This window comes from Bacillus cereus group sp. BfR-BA-01523 (assembly GCF_022662615.1).
GTDB classification, from domain to species: domain Bacteria; phylum Bacillota; class Bacilli; order Bacillales; family Bacillaceae_G; genus Bacillus_A; species Bacillus_A mycoides.
In genome coordinates, this window is sequence record NZ_JAKUDX010000004.1 from 1 (window position 1) to 14,156 (window position 14,156).

Genomic DNA, 14,156 nt, shown 5'->3' on the forward strand with positions numbered 1-14,156 from the left:
CGTTATTCCTGTTGCTCCTGTTGCCCCTGTTTCTCCTGTTAGTCCTGTTTCTCCGGTTGGTCCTGTTGCTCCTGTTTCTCCTGTTGCTCCGGTTGCTCCTGTTTCTCCTGTTTCTCCTGTTACTCCTGTTGCTCCGGTTGCCCCTGTTTCTCCTGTTTCTCCTGTTCCTCCTGTTGCTCCGGTTGCCCCTGTTTCTCCTGTTTCTCCTGTTGCTCCGGTTGCTCCGGTCGCTCCGGTTGGAAAATTAATAGACGGAAGAGGTGGAAATGTAGGACCAATATTTTTAGAATCCATAACTTCCTTAGACATTGGTAATTTGTCATATCGATTCAAATTTGCATCTCCCTTCTATAGTATTTATTAAATGTTAGATGTTCCGAAATGTTAAAAGAATTATCTAAAAAAACACTATTAATCTCTCGATTAAAATCTTTGTACAAAATCAAATTTAATGTAACTTACTAAAAATGTATGTATTTTAAACAGCATGCCGTTACTATAAAAAATATTATTAATAGAATATATGAAAAGTATCTCCTTTATCATAAAAATGAGGTGATTTTAATTAAAAATAAAGATAGAGAAAACCCAAAAAATAATGACGTACAATTATCCTTCCTTATAGACTAACTAGTCCTACTGGTAGTACTGGACTCATGAGTAATACCGGACCCACGGGTAGTACCGGCATAAACGTTACAACAAATTCTATGTTTGCAAATAATACAGTGGGTGGAACAGTTTCAGTTGTACTAGGGGGTACTAACATACTACTCTCAAACAACCAAAGCCTTAATAGCTCTGCAGTCAATAGTGCGAATGATTTATTTACAGTCCCTGTAACGGGACGTTATTATCTTTCTTATCAAATTAATACTGCAACTGTACTTCTTGCGGGTTCAAGACTAATTTTAAACAGATCTACATCACTTCTGGGCTCAATTCTATCTCCTGCCTTATCTACTTCAAGTTATAATAATAATTTAATTACAATATTAAATGCAGGTAATACTATTTCTCTTCAATTATTCGGTCTCTTATCAATTGTCAATTTAGTCGGTGGTGGATCAACTGGCGCCCCTCTAACAATTATACGAGTTGATTAATAAATGATTCATTTTTTCTTCTTAGCTTTAAATGTCATTCCCCTATATAGATAGTAGAAACTATCTATACTAAATATTCCGGATAAACATTATCAATTTACTCTATACCCTATCAATGTTAAGTTATTTATGAAGACAGTTTCTCCTTTACTAATCATCTCAATATGTATTTGAGAAACATTCTCCAATCCTATACGCGAGAGCAATACTGTGTTGACACTCAAATGAGTGTCTTTTTTTGTAAATTGTAATAAATAAAACCATCTCTTATAGATGGTTTTATCAAAACATATCTCTTTATATTCTAAATAAAATAGCAAGTTTATGAAGCTGGATAATAAATGGTCATACTTAACCGAGTTAGCGTTCGTCCGGAATTATGATAAGAGTGCGGTCTATCCGCCTTAAAGCGAATTGAATCTCCGCTATTTAATGTATATTGACAATCATTTATTTCAATTGTCAATTCTCCCTCAAACACCGTTATAAATTCTTCGGTCCCTTCTTTATGGCCTTCCGAACTTAATTTTCCTTCCGTTTCAATTTCAACCGTATAGATTTCAAAGTTCCTATCATCTTGAAAAGGAAAAGAAGGATACACTTTATATCTCCCATTGTCTTCTGATAATACTTGAACATCGTTTCGTAAAACCACTTTCGTATCAGGCTGTGGATTATTAATTAAAGACGTAAAAGACACTTTTAAACCATTCGCTATCTTCCATATTGTTGTTAGTGTCGGGCTTGAATCTCCTCTTTCAATTTGTCCAATCATCGTTTTACTCACACCTGTTAATTGGGAAACCTTTTCTAAACTTAATTTTTCTTTCTCACGTATTGCCTTTATATTTTTCGCCAAAATAAGTTGAATCTCTTCCATAAAAAAACACCCCTACACTATATACAATATAACGACCGTTATGTATAATAAAAAGCACACGTTATATTGTTCTTTTCGGTCATTATAACACACGAAAAATACTTAGGGGGTTTTGAAATGCCTTTATTTTCTTTTTTATTATTTGTTTTTATTAGTAGCTTCACACCCGGTCCTAACAATTTTTTAGCTATGACATACGCAAATCAACTTGGTTTGAAAAGGAGCATGCAATTTTGCTTTGGAGTAGCTTTCGGTTTTTTCCTCCTCACTTCTTTATGTAGTTTCTTTAATATCGTACTAATTAATATTTTACCCAAAATCGAATTACCTTTAAAAATTTTAGGAGTAGCATACATGCTATATCTAGCTATTAAAATACTCACTAGTAAAGGCAGTACAGATCCCGATGAAAAAGATAATAAAAACTTATTTACAGTGGGGATTTTTCTTCAGTTTGTTAACCCTAAAGGGATATTATTCGGACTGACTGTAGTTTCTACTTTTATTCTCCCTTACTACAATTCATATTCCAGTTTTCTACTTTTTTCATTATTTCTAGGTGTAGTCGGTTTAATGAGTACATTTAGTTGGAGCCTGTTTGGTTCAATGTTCCAAAAACTTTTATTAAAACATACTCAATTATTTAACATCATTATGGCTGTTTTATTAGTTTTCAGCGCTATATCAATCGTTATAAACTAGCTCCATACTCATTCCGGTTACTTATAAACTACCTTTCTATATATTTTTAAAACTTAGATTGTTTTTAATAGTAATCTATTTCATAGTTCTAATTCATTCATGGGTTGAGATGATACTCTATATACCATTTGTGACATATCGAAACGAACTAATTCCGATATGTCACAAATGTTTAAACTTTTTACCTAGTCAGCTCAAATCTCCCACCCATTTATTGGAATCTGCTCTATTCACTCCTTAAGGCGAGAGTTTTCTGCAAAAAAATAATAACGTATAGCTTTAATCGAAGCGGATTTTTGTTCATTTCCCACTAAATATACGCTGAAACCAAACTGACTTGCCCCCAACATAACAAAGCAACAAACACCGAATCAATCTTACTTCAAATTTACTCAACTTCATACCACCAGCCTTTATGATCAATCCAACCTCTTTTCACCTAGTCTGCAAAAGTACGCTGTTAAAACATTCAATGAGAAACTATTCGGATAGCAATGTTTGCAAATACAAAAAATGCGGTTTCTCTTATCACGAGAAACCGCATTACATCAATATTTTTGTTAAATTTTAAACTGACTTGTATACAAATCAAAGTAGAATCCTTTCTCTTCCATAAGAGATTCGTGATTTCCTCTTTCAAAAATACTACCATCTTTAATTACAAGTATTTGATCTGCTTTTTCAATCGTTTTCAGCCGATGAGCGATTACAAAACTTGTTCGCCCTCTCATTAAATTATTTAATCCAGATTGAATTTGTAATTCTGTTCTCGTATCAATATTAGATGTTGCTTCGTCGAGAATTAATATATCTGCATCTGCTAAAATCGCTCGTGCAATCGCAAGGAGTTGTTTTTGTCCTTGACTTAAATTCGAACCTTCTGAAGCAATTTTCGTTTCATATTGATTTGGTAGATGTTTTATAAAAGAATGTGCTGATGCTGCTTTTGCTGCTGCAACTACTTCTTCATCACTTGCATCTAAACGTCCATATCGAATATTTTCCATAATCGTTCCTGCAAATAAATACGTATCTTGTAAAACAACCCCTATTTTACTCCGCAAAGAATTAATATCATAATCCTTTATATCTTTTTCATCAATGCTAATTTGCCCTTTTTGAATGTCATAAAAGCGAGTTAACAAATTAATAATTGTTGTTTTTCCTGATCCAGTTGGACCGACTAAAGCGATTGTCTCCCCAGGATTCGCCTTGAGACTCACATCTTTTAAAATCATGTTGTCCTGTGCGTATCCAAATGAAACTTTCTCAAGCCTAACATGTCCTTGTAAATTTTGTACAAGTACTGCATCTTTTTTATTTTGAATTTCTGGTACTTCATCCATAATTTCAAAGACACGTTCTCCTCCAGCAACTGCCGCTTGAATCGTATTCATTAAAGTTGCAAATTGACTAAGTGGCCTTGAAAATTGTCGAGAATAATTAATAAAAGCTGCAATGACACCTACTGTTGTCATTCCGTTTAATACCATTACCGATCCAGTTCCAATTACAAGCCCCATTCCTAAGTTATTAATAAAGTTCATACTTGGAAAAATAAATGCTGAAAACGTTTCAGCCTTCGTTGCTGAAATTCTTAGCTGTTCGTTAATTTTATTGAAGTTATGTACGGTTTCTTTTTCTTTTCCGTATAACGTAGTTACGTCTGCACCTGTAATGGCTTCCTCAATAAATCCATTTAATTCTCCTAAATCCTTTTGACGCTTCGCAAAGTTTTTCCCACTATAAGCAACTAGTTTTTTCGTAACGAAAAACATAATAGGTACTGTAATTAAAGTTACAATCGCTAAAATCCAATCTAATGAAAACATCGCAATTGTTACACCTATAAACGTTAACGCTGATGAAATGATTTGCACAACACTTTGTGTCAAAGCTTGATTTAAGTTATCAATATCATTTGTCACACGGCTCATTAAATCACCTTGAGAACGTACATCAAAGAATCGTAGAGAAAGTGTTTGGATTTTTTCAAAAATATCTTGTCGTATTTTTTGTATCGTCTTTAATGCAACATTAATCATTACAAATGTTTGTAACCATGTTAACAATACGGTTATCCCATATATTGCAATGAGTAGCATGCACATTCTCGCTGTCCCGCTTAAATCCTTCGGTACAATGTATTCATCAATGATGACCCCCATATAATATGGCCCAAGTAAACCTAGTAATGTCGTGATAAATACAAGAATAATAACGAACATAAGAGATGCTTTTTGATACCCCATGTAGTTCCATACTCGCATTATAGTTCCTTTAGTATTCTTAGTTTTTCCCGTTTTCGGATTGTTACGTCCACCTTTATTTCCAAATTGTCCTTGAAAATTACGCATGCTCTTCCCCTCCTTCTTGCTGCAGGCTACCACCCTGGGAAAGATAAATTTCCTGATACACTTCACAAGTTGCCAATAAATCCTCATGCGTACCATTTCCAACTAATTCACCGTTATTCAAAACGAGGATTTTATCAGCATCTATAATAGAAGATATTTTTGATGCAATTAAAAATGTCGTTGTGCCACTATATCTTGTCCTTAACGCTTCCTGTATTACAGCTTCTGACTTCCCATCAACTGCCGATGTAGAATCGTCTAATACAAGAATAGATGGCTTTCTCACTAGGGCTCTTGCAATAGATATACGTTGTTTTTGACCACCAGATAGATTGGTTGCACCTTGTGTTAAGTTATATTCATAAGAGTCTTCCAGCTTATTGATAAACTCAGTCGCACAAGCAGATGAAGATGCTAATTCCAATTCATCATAAGTTGCATCTTCTTTGCCATAACGTAAATTCTCTTCTATACTGCCTGAAAAAAGAAGTGCCTTTTGTGGAACGAAGCCAATGGAAGCACGAAGTTTTTGCAAATCGTATGCTTTCACATTAACATCATCTATACATATTTCACCTTGATCAACATCGTAAAGTCGTGGCAATAGTTTCGCCAATGTAGATTTACCACTTCCGGTCGATCCAATAATCCCTATTTTTTCACCTTTACGTACAGTAAATGAAATATCTTTTAAAACATATTCAGTATTTTTCGTATAACTATAGCTAACATTTTTAAACTCTACATTACCACCCACTTGTTTTGGTTCATATACGTCGCCTTCAGTTGTAATATCAACTTCAGTATGTAAGACTTGTTGTACACGATCAGCTGATGGAAAAGCACGGGCAATTTGAATAAATACCATACTAATAGACATAAGTGACATTAAAATGATATTTAAATAGTTAATAAAAGCTAAAATGGCCCCTACTTGGAGTGTACCGTTAAAAACTTTCTCGCCACCAATCCATAAAGTTGCTACAATTCCGCTATTTACAACTAGCATAATAATTGGCATCATCAATGAAATAATTTGTATTGCACGAATATTTATTTCAGTTAAACTTGTATTAACTTTCTCAAACTGTGCGATTTCATATTTTTGTCTTACATATGCTTTTATAACACGTACACCGGATAAATTTTCTTGTAGCTTTGTGTTTACTTTATCTAATGCTTCTTGTACTCGCTTAAATGAACCGCTCGATTGACCTGCAATCAATACAATTGCAACTAATAATACGGGTACCACAACAAGTAAAATTGGAAATAGGTCTCTCGCTGTTACAAAGACTATAATGATACTTCCAATAAATAATAACGGTCCACGGACAAGTACACGTAACGTCATCGTCATTGCCGATTGAATAGATGTAATATCATTTGTCACGATTGTTAATAATTTACCTGTTCCAAATGAATCACGATTTTTGCTAGAAAATGTTTCTATTTTCGCAAACACATCTTTTCGTATGTCTGTAGCGAAATTAACAGCAGCTTTTGTAGAATACATCATACAACCAAGTCCTCCAACTAAACCGATTGCTGCTGCTCCTATCATAAGAAGCCCCATTTTTATTACATAATTCAAATCCCGGTTTGCAATTCCAACATCAATAATATGTTGCATTATTGTCGGTTGAATTAAGTCCATCGCAACCTCAAGTACCATAAATAGCGGTCCAATAATAGCGAAGAACATATATGGTTTTAAATACTGTAACAACTTGCGAAATGATTTCATACACAATCTCCTTTTTTCATGAAATTACCATCGAATAATTTATATTCCTCCTTATTTGAGCGATATAGTCTGTAATTTCTCCATTAGTCCTATTATATTAGGTAAATTAATATTTAACATTATTAAATGATAAGTTTTAAATCATTTTTAGTCAATAAAATGGAACTTTAATCTACCAGGCATTTTCACTGCCAGTTGATGTGAATACTCTTTAACTTAATAAAAACCGCATTCTCATTTAGTAAGAATGCGGTTTTCCCATCTATATTTGTTCAATTTTAAAATCGAAAACCTCGGTCTCGAATCCATTATTTTCAGAAGGACTACACGTATAAAAACCAATTTTAACTGGCTCATTACCTATGTCCTCCATCAAATGAGCGATTCTTATTTGTTCCCATCGCTGACTCGTTTTCACATATATTGTATAATCGCCAAGTTTTCGAATAATTCGAAAACGTAATTGTTGCTTAGCAAACTCATTTGGATAGTCTTGCGTTGACCAATCAGAATAGCCATTATTCGTTACGACAGCACCTAAATGTGATGGGCCCTCAGGAATATATTCTAAAGATGTTTTTAACCAACACTTCTCAGAAATCATAACAAATAAACCCGCTTGATCGTATGTCGCATTTGGATTCATGCGCAATTGAACCTCAGCCTGAAAATCTGTCATTATCTCATCATAAAATACATGGCCATTCATTACTTCAAAACCATAATGGGTTTTCAGCCAAAAATCTGTTTCTTCTTTCGAATGGACAATGAATGTATCATTGTCTTCAAGTTTGTAAAATTTAGGTGCGTTCATTACAGTAAGTTGCTCAATATGATTTGGTATATATGATGTTTTCATAATTCCTCCATAAAAAAGCATTTAAATTAATATTTAAAACTCAGTTAATACCGGGAATTTATAACCTTTAAAATCTAATTCTTTATTACTTCGAACCATTAAATACTTACTAGTCTGTAATTCTGTATATTGTACATCATCAATTCCTAATTGATCTGGGTAGAAATAAAATTCAATCTCCGTAAATTTCCCAGAGATTTCCTCACATAATTCATCTAAAATCGGAATTACCGGCGCAAATACTCCAAATAATTTTAGTTTTTGATTTTCTACTGTAAAAACAATCAGCGCATCTAATTTCTCTGAATAATAAAGGTTTTCATTCCATGTTGAATCATACATATTTAAATAAAACGAAGAGCGGTAATTTAACGTTGAAAATTTATTAGAAAGCCTTTGGCCATTTTCAATAATCTCATGTATTAATTGTCTATCCTCTTCATTATAAAAATCTAACTTTTTAAGTTGAGAATCTTTGTAACCTTTATTTTCGCATGATACTGTCATCAAATATTCTTGCACAATTTGAAAACCAAATGGTTTATATAGTTCCGGATTTTCAGTAAACAAGACCGCACACTCGCATTGCTCATCAATTTCCTCTATCATCTTACTAAACAATTGTTTCATTAATCCTCGTCTACGATAATTCGGATGTGTCATTACTGATTGAATACCCGTTGCATTTATTTTTTCACCATTAATTAAAAGCGGAAGTGAAAATGCCGCAACATTTGCAATCGCATTATCATCTTGTAAAAATGATAATGCTTTATATGTATAATCCCAATACCCTTTCTCTGAAAAATCCTGCAATGTTTGGCTCGTAATCCCAAACACTTCTTCAAATAAAGGAAATAACTGTTCTCTTCTCGGTTCTTCTAATAGAAAGTTTGCCATTTTTTTAACATTCCCCATGTTGTCCCTCCATACGTCGATTCCATTAATTTAGATATACTTATATGACCTACTCTCAAAAAATAGGCCTTTCAAATCAATATAGTATCATAAAACTTTTAAAAATGGTTTAATTTATTTTATGTTTTGATTATTAAAAAACAAGTCGAATAAACTAGTATTAAGATTTTTGAATAATATCATGTTTATTATATAGCAAATGGTGCTTCCTACTTATCTTTCCGATAATAGAAATACACCATTTTATGCAAATATAATTCACCTATTCTTTGGTTCCCTCAAGTCGCTCCTTCGTACTAATTTCTTCTCCCTTCACTCGCTTTTCAAACGTCTTTCTCCAACTAGTAGACAGTGCATTTACTTCTAAAATCCTTTTTAATCCTTCAGAGTTTTGTTTTTCTTTATGCATTATGCGATTCGCAAACAAAATTGACACACCTTTTGGATCAGGCTTCAACAATTTTAAAGTATCTACCGGTAATATCCACCCTTCTTTTAATACTCGAAAATAAAAACCTGTGTATCCTGTATCTTGAAAATATAATGGCAACTTTGGAATATTATATTTCTTCGCTAATTTAAAACAAGGTTGTCTTGGCTGCGTTACTTGTACAATCGCTTCTCCGAGTTGAAACGTGTCACCAATACAAACATCTTCTTCACGCATTCCGCTTACTGTTATATTTTCACCGAAAGCCCCATATACAAGTTCCTGATTCAACTCTTTTTCCCAGTAAGGATAGTGGTCACCAGTATAAACACAAACCGCTTTATCTACCCCTCCATGATGAACTAAATCCGCCTGTCCATCTCCATTAAACTTTAAAAATGATAAAAAAACAGGTTCCTTTACTTGCTTTTTATTTATCCCTGTTTGAATTAACTTCCCACCATACATAACCTCTTTTGGCAATCCTAGATTTAAAGATAGGATTTCATATACTTTAGTCATTCAAATCCCTCCTCTTACTTGCGGCACAACTTTTCAAAAGACTCATTTATTATTTCAAATCCTCTATCTATTTCTTCGTTTGAGATAACTAGAGGTGGTAAAAAGCGTAGTACATTATCAAATATCCCCGCTCCAATACTTATAAGCCCATTCTTCCAAAAATCTTCAATTAGCTTTACTGTTAGTTGTTTTGCAGGTTCTTTCGTTATGCGATTCGTTACAAGTTCCATTGCAACCATCGCACCGATTCCACGAACATCACCAATCACTTCGTACTTTAATTGCATTTGATGTAGATGTGACATTATTCTATTTCCAATTTGCTGAGCCCTTTCAACTAGATTTTCTTCTTCCATTATTTCAAATACAGCAAGACCAGCTGCACAAGATAACGGACTACCTGCAAAAGTTCCACCAATTTGTCCTCTCCCAGGAATGTCCATCAACTCCGCACGACCGACAATAGCACTTAATGGTAAACCGCCAGCAATTGATTTTGACAAAGTCATTATGTCAGGCTCTATATGAAAATGTTCTGTTGCAAACCATTTCCCTGTTCGGCCAAATCCAGTTTGCACTTCATCCATTATCATTAAAATACCGTATTGATTACAAATTTCTCGTAATCGTTTTACAAATGAAATGGAAGGAACAATAAACCCACCCTCTCCTTGTACTGGTTCCATTACGATCGCTGCTACTTTTTCAGGTGATACTTCTTCTAAAAACTTTTCAAACTGATAGATGACTTGAGAATCCACTTCTTCAGGAGAAACTCCTTCTTCAGCTCTGTAATAGTACGGATACGGCAATATATGCATGTCTGAAACGAACGGACCAAATCCTGCTTTATATGGAGTTTCTTTGGTCGATAGAGACATTGTCATTAATGTTCTCCCATGAAATCCTCGTTCAAACGAAATTACTTTACTCCTCCCTGTTACTTTACGTGCGATCTTTACAGCATTTTCAATCGCTTCCGCACCACTATTGGCAAACATCGTTTTTTTCTTACTTGTACCTGGCACTTTCTCATTAATTTTCTCCGCTAAAGTAATATAATTTTCATATGGAGTTACATGAAAACAAGGATGTATAAATGATTCTGCTTGTTTTTGTACCGCTCTTACAACTTTCGGATGACAATGTCCAACATTTTGCATACCAATTCCACCAGCAAAATCAATAAACTGATTTCCATCTACATCTGTTATTATCGCTCCCCTTGCTTCTTTTACATATAAAGGCGTTAAATGATATATTCCTGTCGGTACAGCCTCCTCATACCTTTTTTGAAGTACTTGTGAATAACTGCCCGGTAATACACTAGATTTCAACAATTCTTCTTCACCTCATCTAATTTTTTAATCAATCCATTTCTGATAAAGTGATTATATATCCCACAAAACCATTGTTCAATTCAATTATTTATATAATAATGATAGGTATATCCTATGATTAAACTTGAGGTGATTTCAATCGAATTACGACATTTAGAATACTTTTTAGCTGTTTCGAAAGAATTACATTTCACAAGAGCAGCCGAGAAATTAAATATTTCACAACCTTCACTAAGCCAACAAATACGTGCATTAGAACATGAAGTAGGCATGCCCCTTTTCGATCGAATTGGTAAAAAAATATCTTTAACTGAAGCAGGAAGAGTTTTATTATCGCACAGTAAAACAATCTTTCACGAAGTCGAACAAGCTCGTTCTGCCATTCAAGATTTAAATGGATTACATCATGGTTCCTTAACAATAGGATCTTTGTTAACCGTAGTAAATTATTTACTACCACCAGCTATATTAGATTTCAATAAGCAATATCCAAATATCGAACTCTCTGTGTTGGGGCTTCGTACAGGAGAAATTCGTGAAAAATTATTACAAAATGAATTAGATATTGGTATTACATTTCTCCCGGTGCAAGATAAAGAGATTGTTTCTATCCCACTATATAAAAGTGAACTTACATTAGTTGTGCCAACCAGCCATTCTTTAACTGAACGTAAGTATGTATCTATTGAAGAATTACAGGACTATCCTTTAATTCTTCTACCTAAAAATTTCTATTTAACAGAACTAATTACATCTCATTGCCAAAACTTTAACTTTAAACCAAGGCCAATTTTAGAAATTAGTACAATGGAATCTTTAATTCAAATGGTCGCACAAGGTATGGGGATTACCGTGTTACCAAAACCGTATATAGACTTTTTGCAAAATGAGCACATACAAGCTATTAAAATTGAAAACCCCACTCCAACAATAGATCTAGGACTTATTTATAGAAGAGATAAATATATGTGCGCTGCTACCCGGAAATTTATTGAGCAACTCAAAATAACAGTACATTCTTTACAAAAATAAGCATAAAAAGAGATTATCCTATGCAGCCGTTACACAACGACCTATTAGAATAATCTCTTTTTATAATGATATAAAACATTACATTTTATGGTTTCTTTTCTAATAACCTATTATTCATTATAAGTGCTAAATTATTATCGTATTATTAAGCTACACATCAGCGATATTTTATGTCTATTTCGTATAGGTGTTAGCAAGTCCGTTTGCAAACTTGTTAGCACATTTTTATAAAAATTATATAATGCTTCACAAAGTAGGAATCCGTTTCGATCAATCTTTTTTCAAAATGGATTCCTTTTTGTCTCTTATCAATATTCAAATGTTACAGTAGTACCATTAAAACCATCAAAACAATTAGAGCAATTAGAGCAACCACCACAACCAAAACAACTAAAGCAACCGAAGCAACCAAAACAACGGAATCCACCACAACGACCACCGCCACAACGACCACCGCCGCCACAACCACCACAACGACCACCGCCACAGCCGCCACAGCCGCCACAGCGACGAGCATCATCTGTAATATAGTAATATGGATATTGGTTTTGCTGGTCCCAATACACAATATTTCCAGGCTGATAATCATTAAGGCTTAACGCTTGTAGTTCTTGTTGAAAATTATTCATCTTCATGACCTCCGTTTATAAACTAAAACCCCATCGATACTTTCCTATATTTCTGTTCGTTAAATCTAAGTAGAAATAGCGCTATAAAGTGAAACTTTAATCAGTAGGGGTTTTGTTCATCCCCCACTGATTATTAGCCCGCACCAATCGGGCGTTTACGGGCAGCAGGGCTCCCACCTAACTTCTTTGCTCCAGTTGAATTTTGAGGTGGGAGTTTTACTGCCCACAAATAGCGGGCTAAACTAAGTTCAATACGTACACCAACAAAATATGACCTATCACTAGATGATGCACCTTGTTCATATGCCTATTTTTAGGTTATTTTTACTATGGGCTCATTTTTATAAAGTGAAACTTTAATCAGAGGGGGTTTACGAGCAGTTAATGCGGGCTAAATGGACATTATAAAATATGAATTTAAACAATAATATTTAGATTTATGTCATCATTTTCTAGTTCTATAGTCGTATATTCCATAATTTTGTTTGGTCATCTTCGTATTTCCAATATGCACTCCCATCTTTATTTTTCTTCGCTTCAATATCTGCTATATCAGAGCTAATTTTATAAGTATTTATAATTAGTGATTTCTGCTAAGAAAAGTCTATTTTTATGAATGGCAAATCAACGATGTTTTATGTCTATTCCGCATACGTGTTAGCACTTTCTTATATTTCTTCTATTGCATACACCTTCATAATTTCAATATATTTTCCCTTATCACATGGACATGGTTGCTCTCTTCTATATGATTCTTCCCAGCTCATTTAAACACACCTCTTTAACTACTTAATTTATATTATTATATAAAAAAGCCCTGCCACAAGGCAGAGCGAGTAAGATGGATTACACGTATCATATAACAATTTATATCAGTAACACAAAAGATCATAATTTCATCTTCACTAAAATAAAACCACGTTCATATAATCCCTAAAGCAGTAGCTATCAAACGGATAGCTATTTTTTTATTCTCATAAAAACTATCACGCCTCATCATCAATTCATTATAAACATAGGAATCTTTGACTTTCTCACTCCCAAAATACTTCAATTCAATTATCTGACGTTGATCATTATCAAGAGCATATTTCAATGTCCGTTCAATTTGTTTAAAACGTATCTCATGATTCTTATCGTCACCTTTCATTTTAGGAAAAAGAACGATGCCCCCGCTTGAGCCTGTTCTTCTTGATTTTTCATCCGAACGCACAATGCTTTGTAGTTTTTCAGCTCCTTCACCACAAGTCTTCGCATCTCTTTTTCATCGATGTCTTCAGAAAATGACAATTGATTCATACGATACGGCTCCCCTCCGTTCGACCTACTTACTTATAAAAGGATTATTTTATTAAGTTTTATTTCCACTAAACAATCCAGTCTCTTAAATGTATTAAGATACTGGAAAAAATTCAAATCAGATGCCCGTTATATGGAATGCGAGTCATATTAATAAAATCATATGTCATAATATCTTCTATTCCTATGATTACAACATCCTATTAGTAACTAAGTATTGATTATATGTACTATAAAAATATCTTCATTTTATTTATATATATGATTACGTGTAAAATAAGATCATCTTCACTTTATTGACATATACTTTGAAGGAAGAAAATTTTCTGAACATT

The 14,156-nt window shown here is 33.6% G+C and carries 12 protein-coding genes and 1 pseudogene; 3 read left to right on the forward strand and 10 right to left on the reverse strand.

All coding sequences use genetic code 11. The features are described from left to right. Positions 1-333: exosporium leader peptide-containing protein (locus MR066_RS11970; RefSeq protein WP_242247285.1), on the reverse strand; the 333-nt coding region annotated here is incomplete at its 3' end. Positions 334-656: 323 nt separating this feature from the next. On the opposite strand from MR066_RS11970, the gene MR066_RS11975 reads away from it, so the two are divergent. Next, positions 657-1,106 (forward strand): BclA C-terminal domain-containing protein, encoded by a 450-nt coding sequence (locus tag MR066_RS11975; RefSeq protein WP_242247287.1) that lies wholly within the window; start codon positions 657-659, stop codon positions 1,104-1,106. 322 nt (positions 1,107-1,428) lie between these two features. On the opposite strand, the pseudogene MR066_RS11980 reads toward MR066_RS11975, so the two are convergent. Further along, positions 1,429-2,044 (reverse strand): annotated as a pseudogene (locus tag MR066_RS11980) (helix-turn-helix domain-containing protein). Positions 2,045-2,103: 59 nt separating this feature from the next. Between MR066_RS11980 and MR066_RS11985 the strand changes: the two are divergent. After that, the gene (locus tag MR066_RS11985) at positions 2,104-2,688 is read left to right on the forward strand and encodes a LysE family translocator (RefSeq protein WP_002085616.1); all 585 of its coding nucleotides are present in this window, start codon (positions 2,104-2,106) and stop codon (positions 2,686-2,688) included. A 560-nt stretch (positions 2,689-3,248) separates the two neighbouring features. On the opposite strand, the gene MR066_RS11990 is transcribed toward MR066_RS11985, so the two are convergent. The 6 genes from MR066_RS11990 to gabT all read right to left on the reverse strand — a co-directional run bounded on the left by MR066_RS11990 (position 3,249) and on the right by gabT (position 10,861). Continuing rightward, on the reverse strand, positions 3,249-5,045 hold the full coding sequence (locus tag MR066_RS11990) for an ABC transporter ATP-binding protein (protein ID WP_242247288.1): 1,797 nt from the start codon (positions 5,043-5,045) through the stop codon (positions 3,249-3,251). Next, positions 5,038-6,792 carry an ABC transporter ATP-binding protein gene (locus tag MR066_RS11995; RefSeq protein ID WP_242247290.1) on the reverse strand — a complete coding sequence of 585 codons (1,755 nt, stop codon included), beginning with the start codon at positions 6,790-6,792 and terminating at the stop codon, positions 5,038-5,040. Before MR066_RS11995 ends, MR066_RS11990 begins: the two co-directional genes overlap by 8 nt. A 262-nt stretch (positions 6,793-7,054) precedes the next feature. Further along, entirely contained in the window at positions 7,055-7,651 is a 597-nt protein-coding gene (locus tag MR066_RS12000) for a DUF1349 domain-containing protein (RefSeq protein WP_002127357.1), read from the reverse strand. 33 nt (positions 7,652-7,684) lie between these two features. Next, positions 7,685-8,569: a GNAT family N-acetyltransferase gene (locus MR066_RS12005; protein WP_242247292.1), complete on the reverse strand. Its 885-nt coding sequence runs from the start codon at positions 8,567-8,569 to the stop codon at positions 7,685-7,687. Between the two features lie 262 nt (positions 8,570-8,831). Next, positions 8,832-9,521, reverse strand: coding sequence for an MOSC domain-containing protein (locus tag MR066_RS12010; protein WP_002085626.1), 690 nt, complete (start codon positions 9,519-9,521; stop codon positions 8,832-8,834). Positions 9,522-9,535: 14 nt separating this feature from the next. After that, on the reverse strand, positions 9,536-10,861 hold the full coding sequence (gabT, locus tag MR066_RS12015; RefSeq protein ID WP_242247294.1) for a 4-aminobutyrate--2-oxoglutarate transaminase: 1,326 nt from the start codon (positions 10,859-10,861) through the stop codon (positions 9,536-9,538). A gap of 129 nt (positions 10,862-10,990) precedes the next feature. Between gabT and MR066_RS12020 the strand changes: the two genes are divergently transcribed. Continuing rightward, entirely contained in the window at positions 10,991-11,893 is a 903-nt protein-coding gene (locus MR066_RS12020; RefSeq protein ID WP_242247560.1) for a LysR family transcriptional regulator, read from the forward strand. Positions 11,894-12,201: 308 nt separating this feature from the next. Here the strand turns inward: MR066_RS12020 and MR066_RS12025 are convergent, their stop codons facing one another. Both MR066_RS12025 and MR066_RS12030 read right to left on the reverse strand, forming a co-directional pair. Further along, positions 12,202-12,522, reverse strand: a complete 321-nt coding sequence (locus tag MR066_RS12025) for a heterocycloanthracin/sonorensin family bacteriocin (RefSeq protein ID WP_012260927.1) — start codon at positions 12,520-12,522, stop codon at positions 12,202-12,204. Between the two features lie 1,146 nt (positions 12,523-13,668). Further along, a complete protein-coding gene (locus MR066_RS12030; RefSeq protein WP_002012858.1) occupies positions 13,669-13,821 on the reverse strand; it encodes a hypothetical protein in 153 nt (50 codons plus the stop codon). Between the last annotated feature and the right edge of the window lie 335 nt (positions 13,822-14,156).

Coding starts and splice junctions, on each gene's coding strand:
- MR066_RS11975 (WP_242247287.1), top strand. CDS start 657: ATGAGTAATACCGGACCCACGGGTAGTACCGGCATAAACGTTACAACA.
- MR066_RS11985 (WP_002085616.1), top strand. CDS start 2,104: ATGCCTTTATTTTCTTTTTTATTATTTGTTTTTATTAGTAGCTTCACA.
- MR066_RS11990 (WP_242247288.1), bottom strand. CDS start 5,045: ATGCGTAATTTTCAAGGACAATTTGGAAATAAAGGTGGACGTAACAAT.
- MR066_RS11995 (WP_242247290.1), bottom strand. CDS start 6,792: ATGAAATCATTTCGCAAGTTGTTACAGTATTTAAAACCATATATGTTC.
- MR066_RS12000 (WP_002127357.1), bottom strand. CDS start 7,651: ATGAAAACATCATATATACCAAATCATATTGAGCAACTTACTGTAATG.
- MR066_RS12005 (WP_242247292.1), bottom strand. CDS start 8,569: ATGGGGAATGTTAAAAAAATGGCAAACTTTCTATTAGAAGAACCGAGA.
- MR066_RS12010 (WP_002085626.1), bottom strand. CDS start 9,521: ATGACTAAAGTATATGAAATCCTATCTTTAAATCTAGGATTGCCAAAA.
- MR066_RS12025 (WP_012260927.1), bottom strand. CDS start 12,522: ATGAATAATTTTCAACAAGAACTACAAGCGTTAAGCCTTAATGATTAT.
- MR066_RS12030 (WP_002012858.1), bottom strand. CDS start 13,821: ATGAATCAATTGTCATTTTCTGAAGACATCGATGAAAAAGAGATGCGA.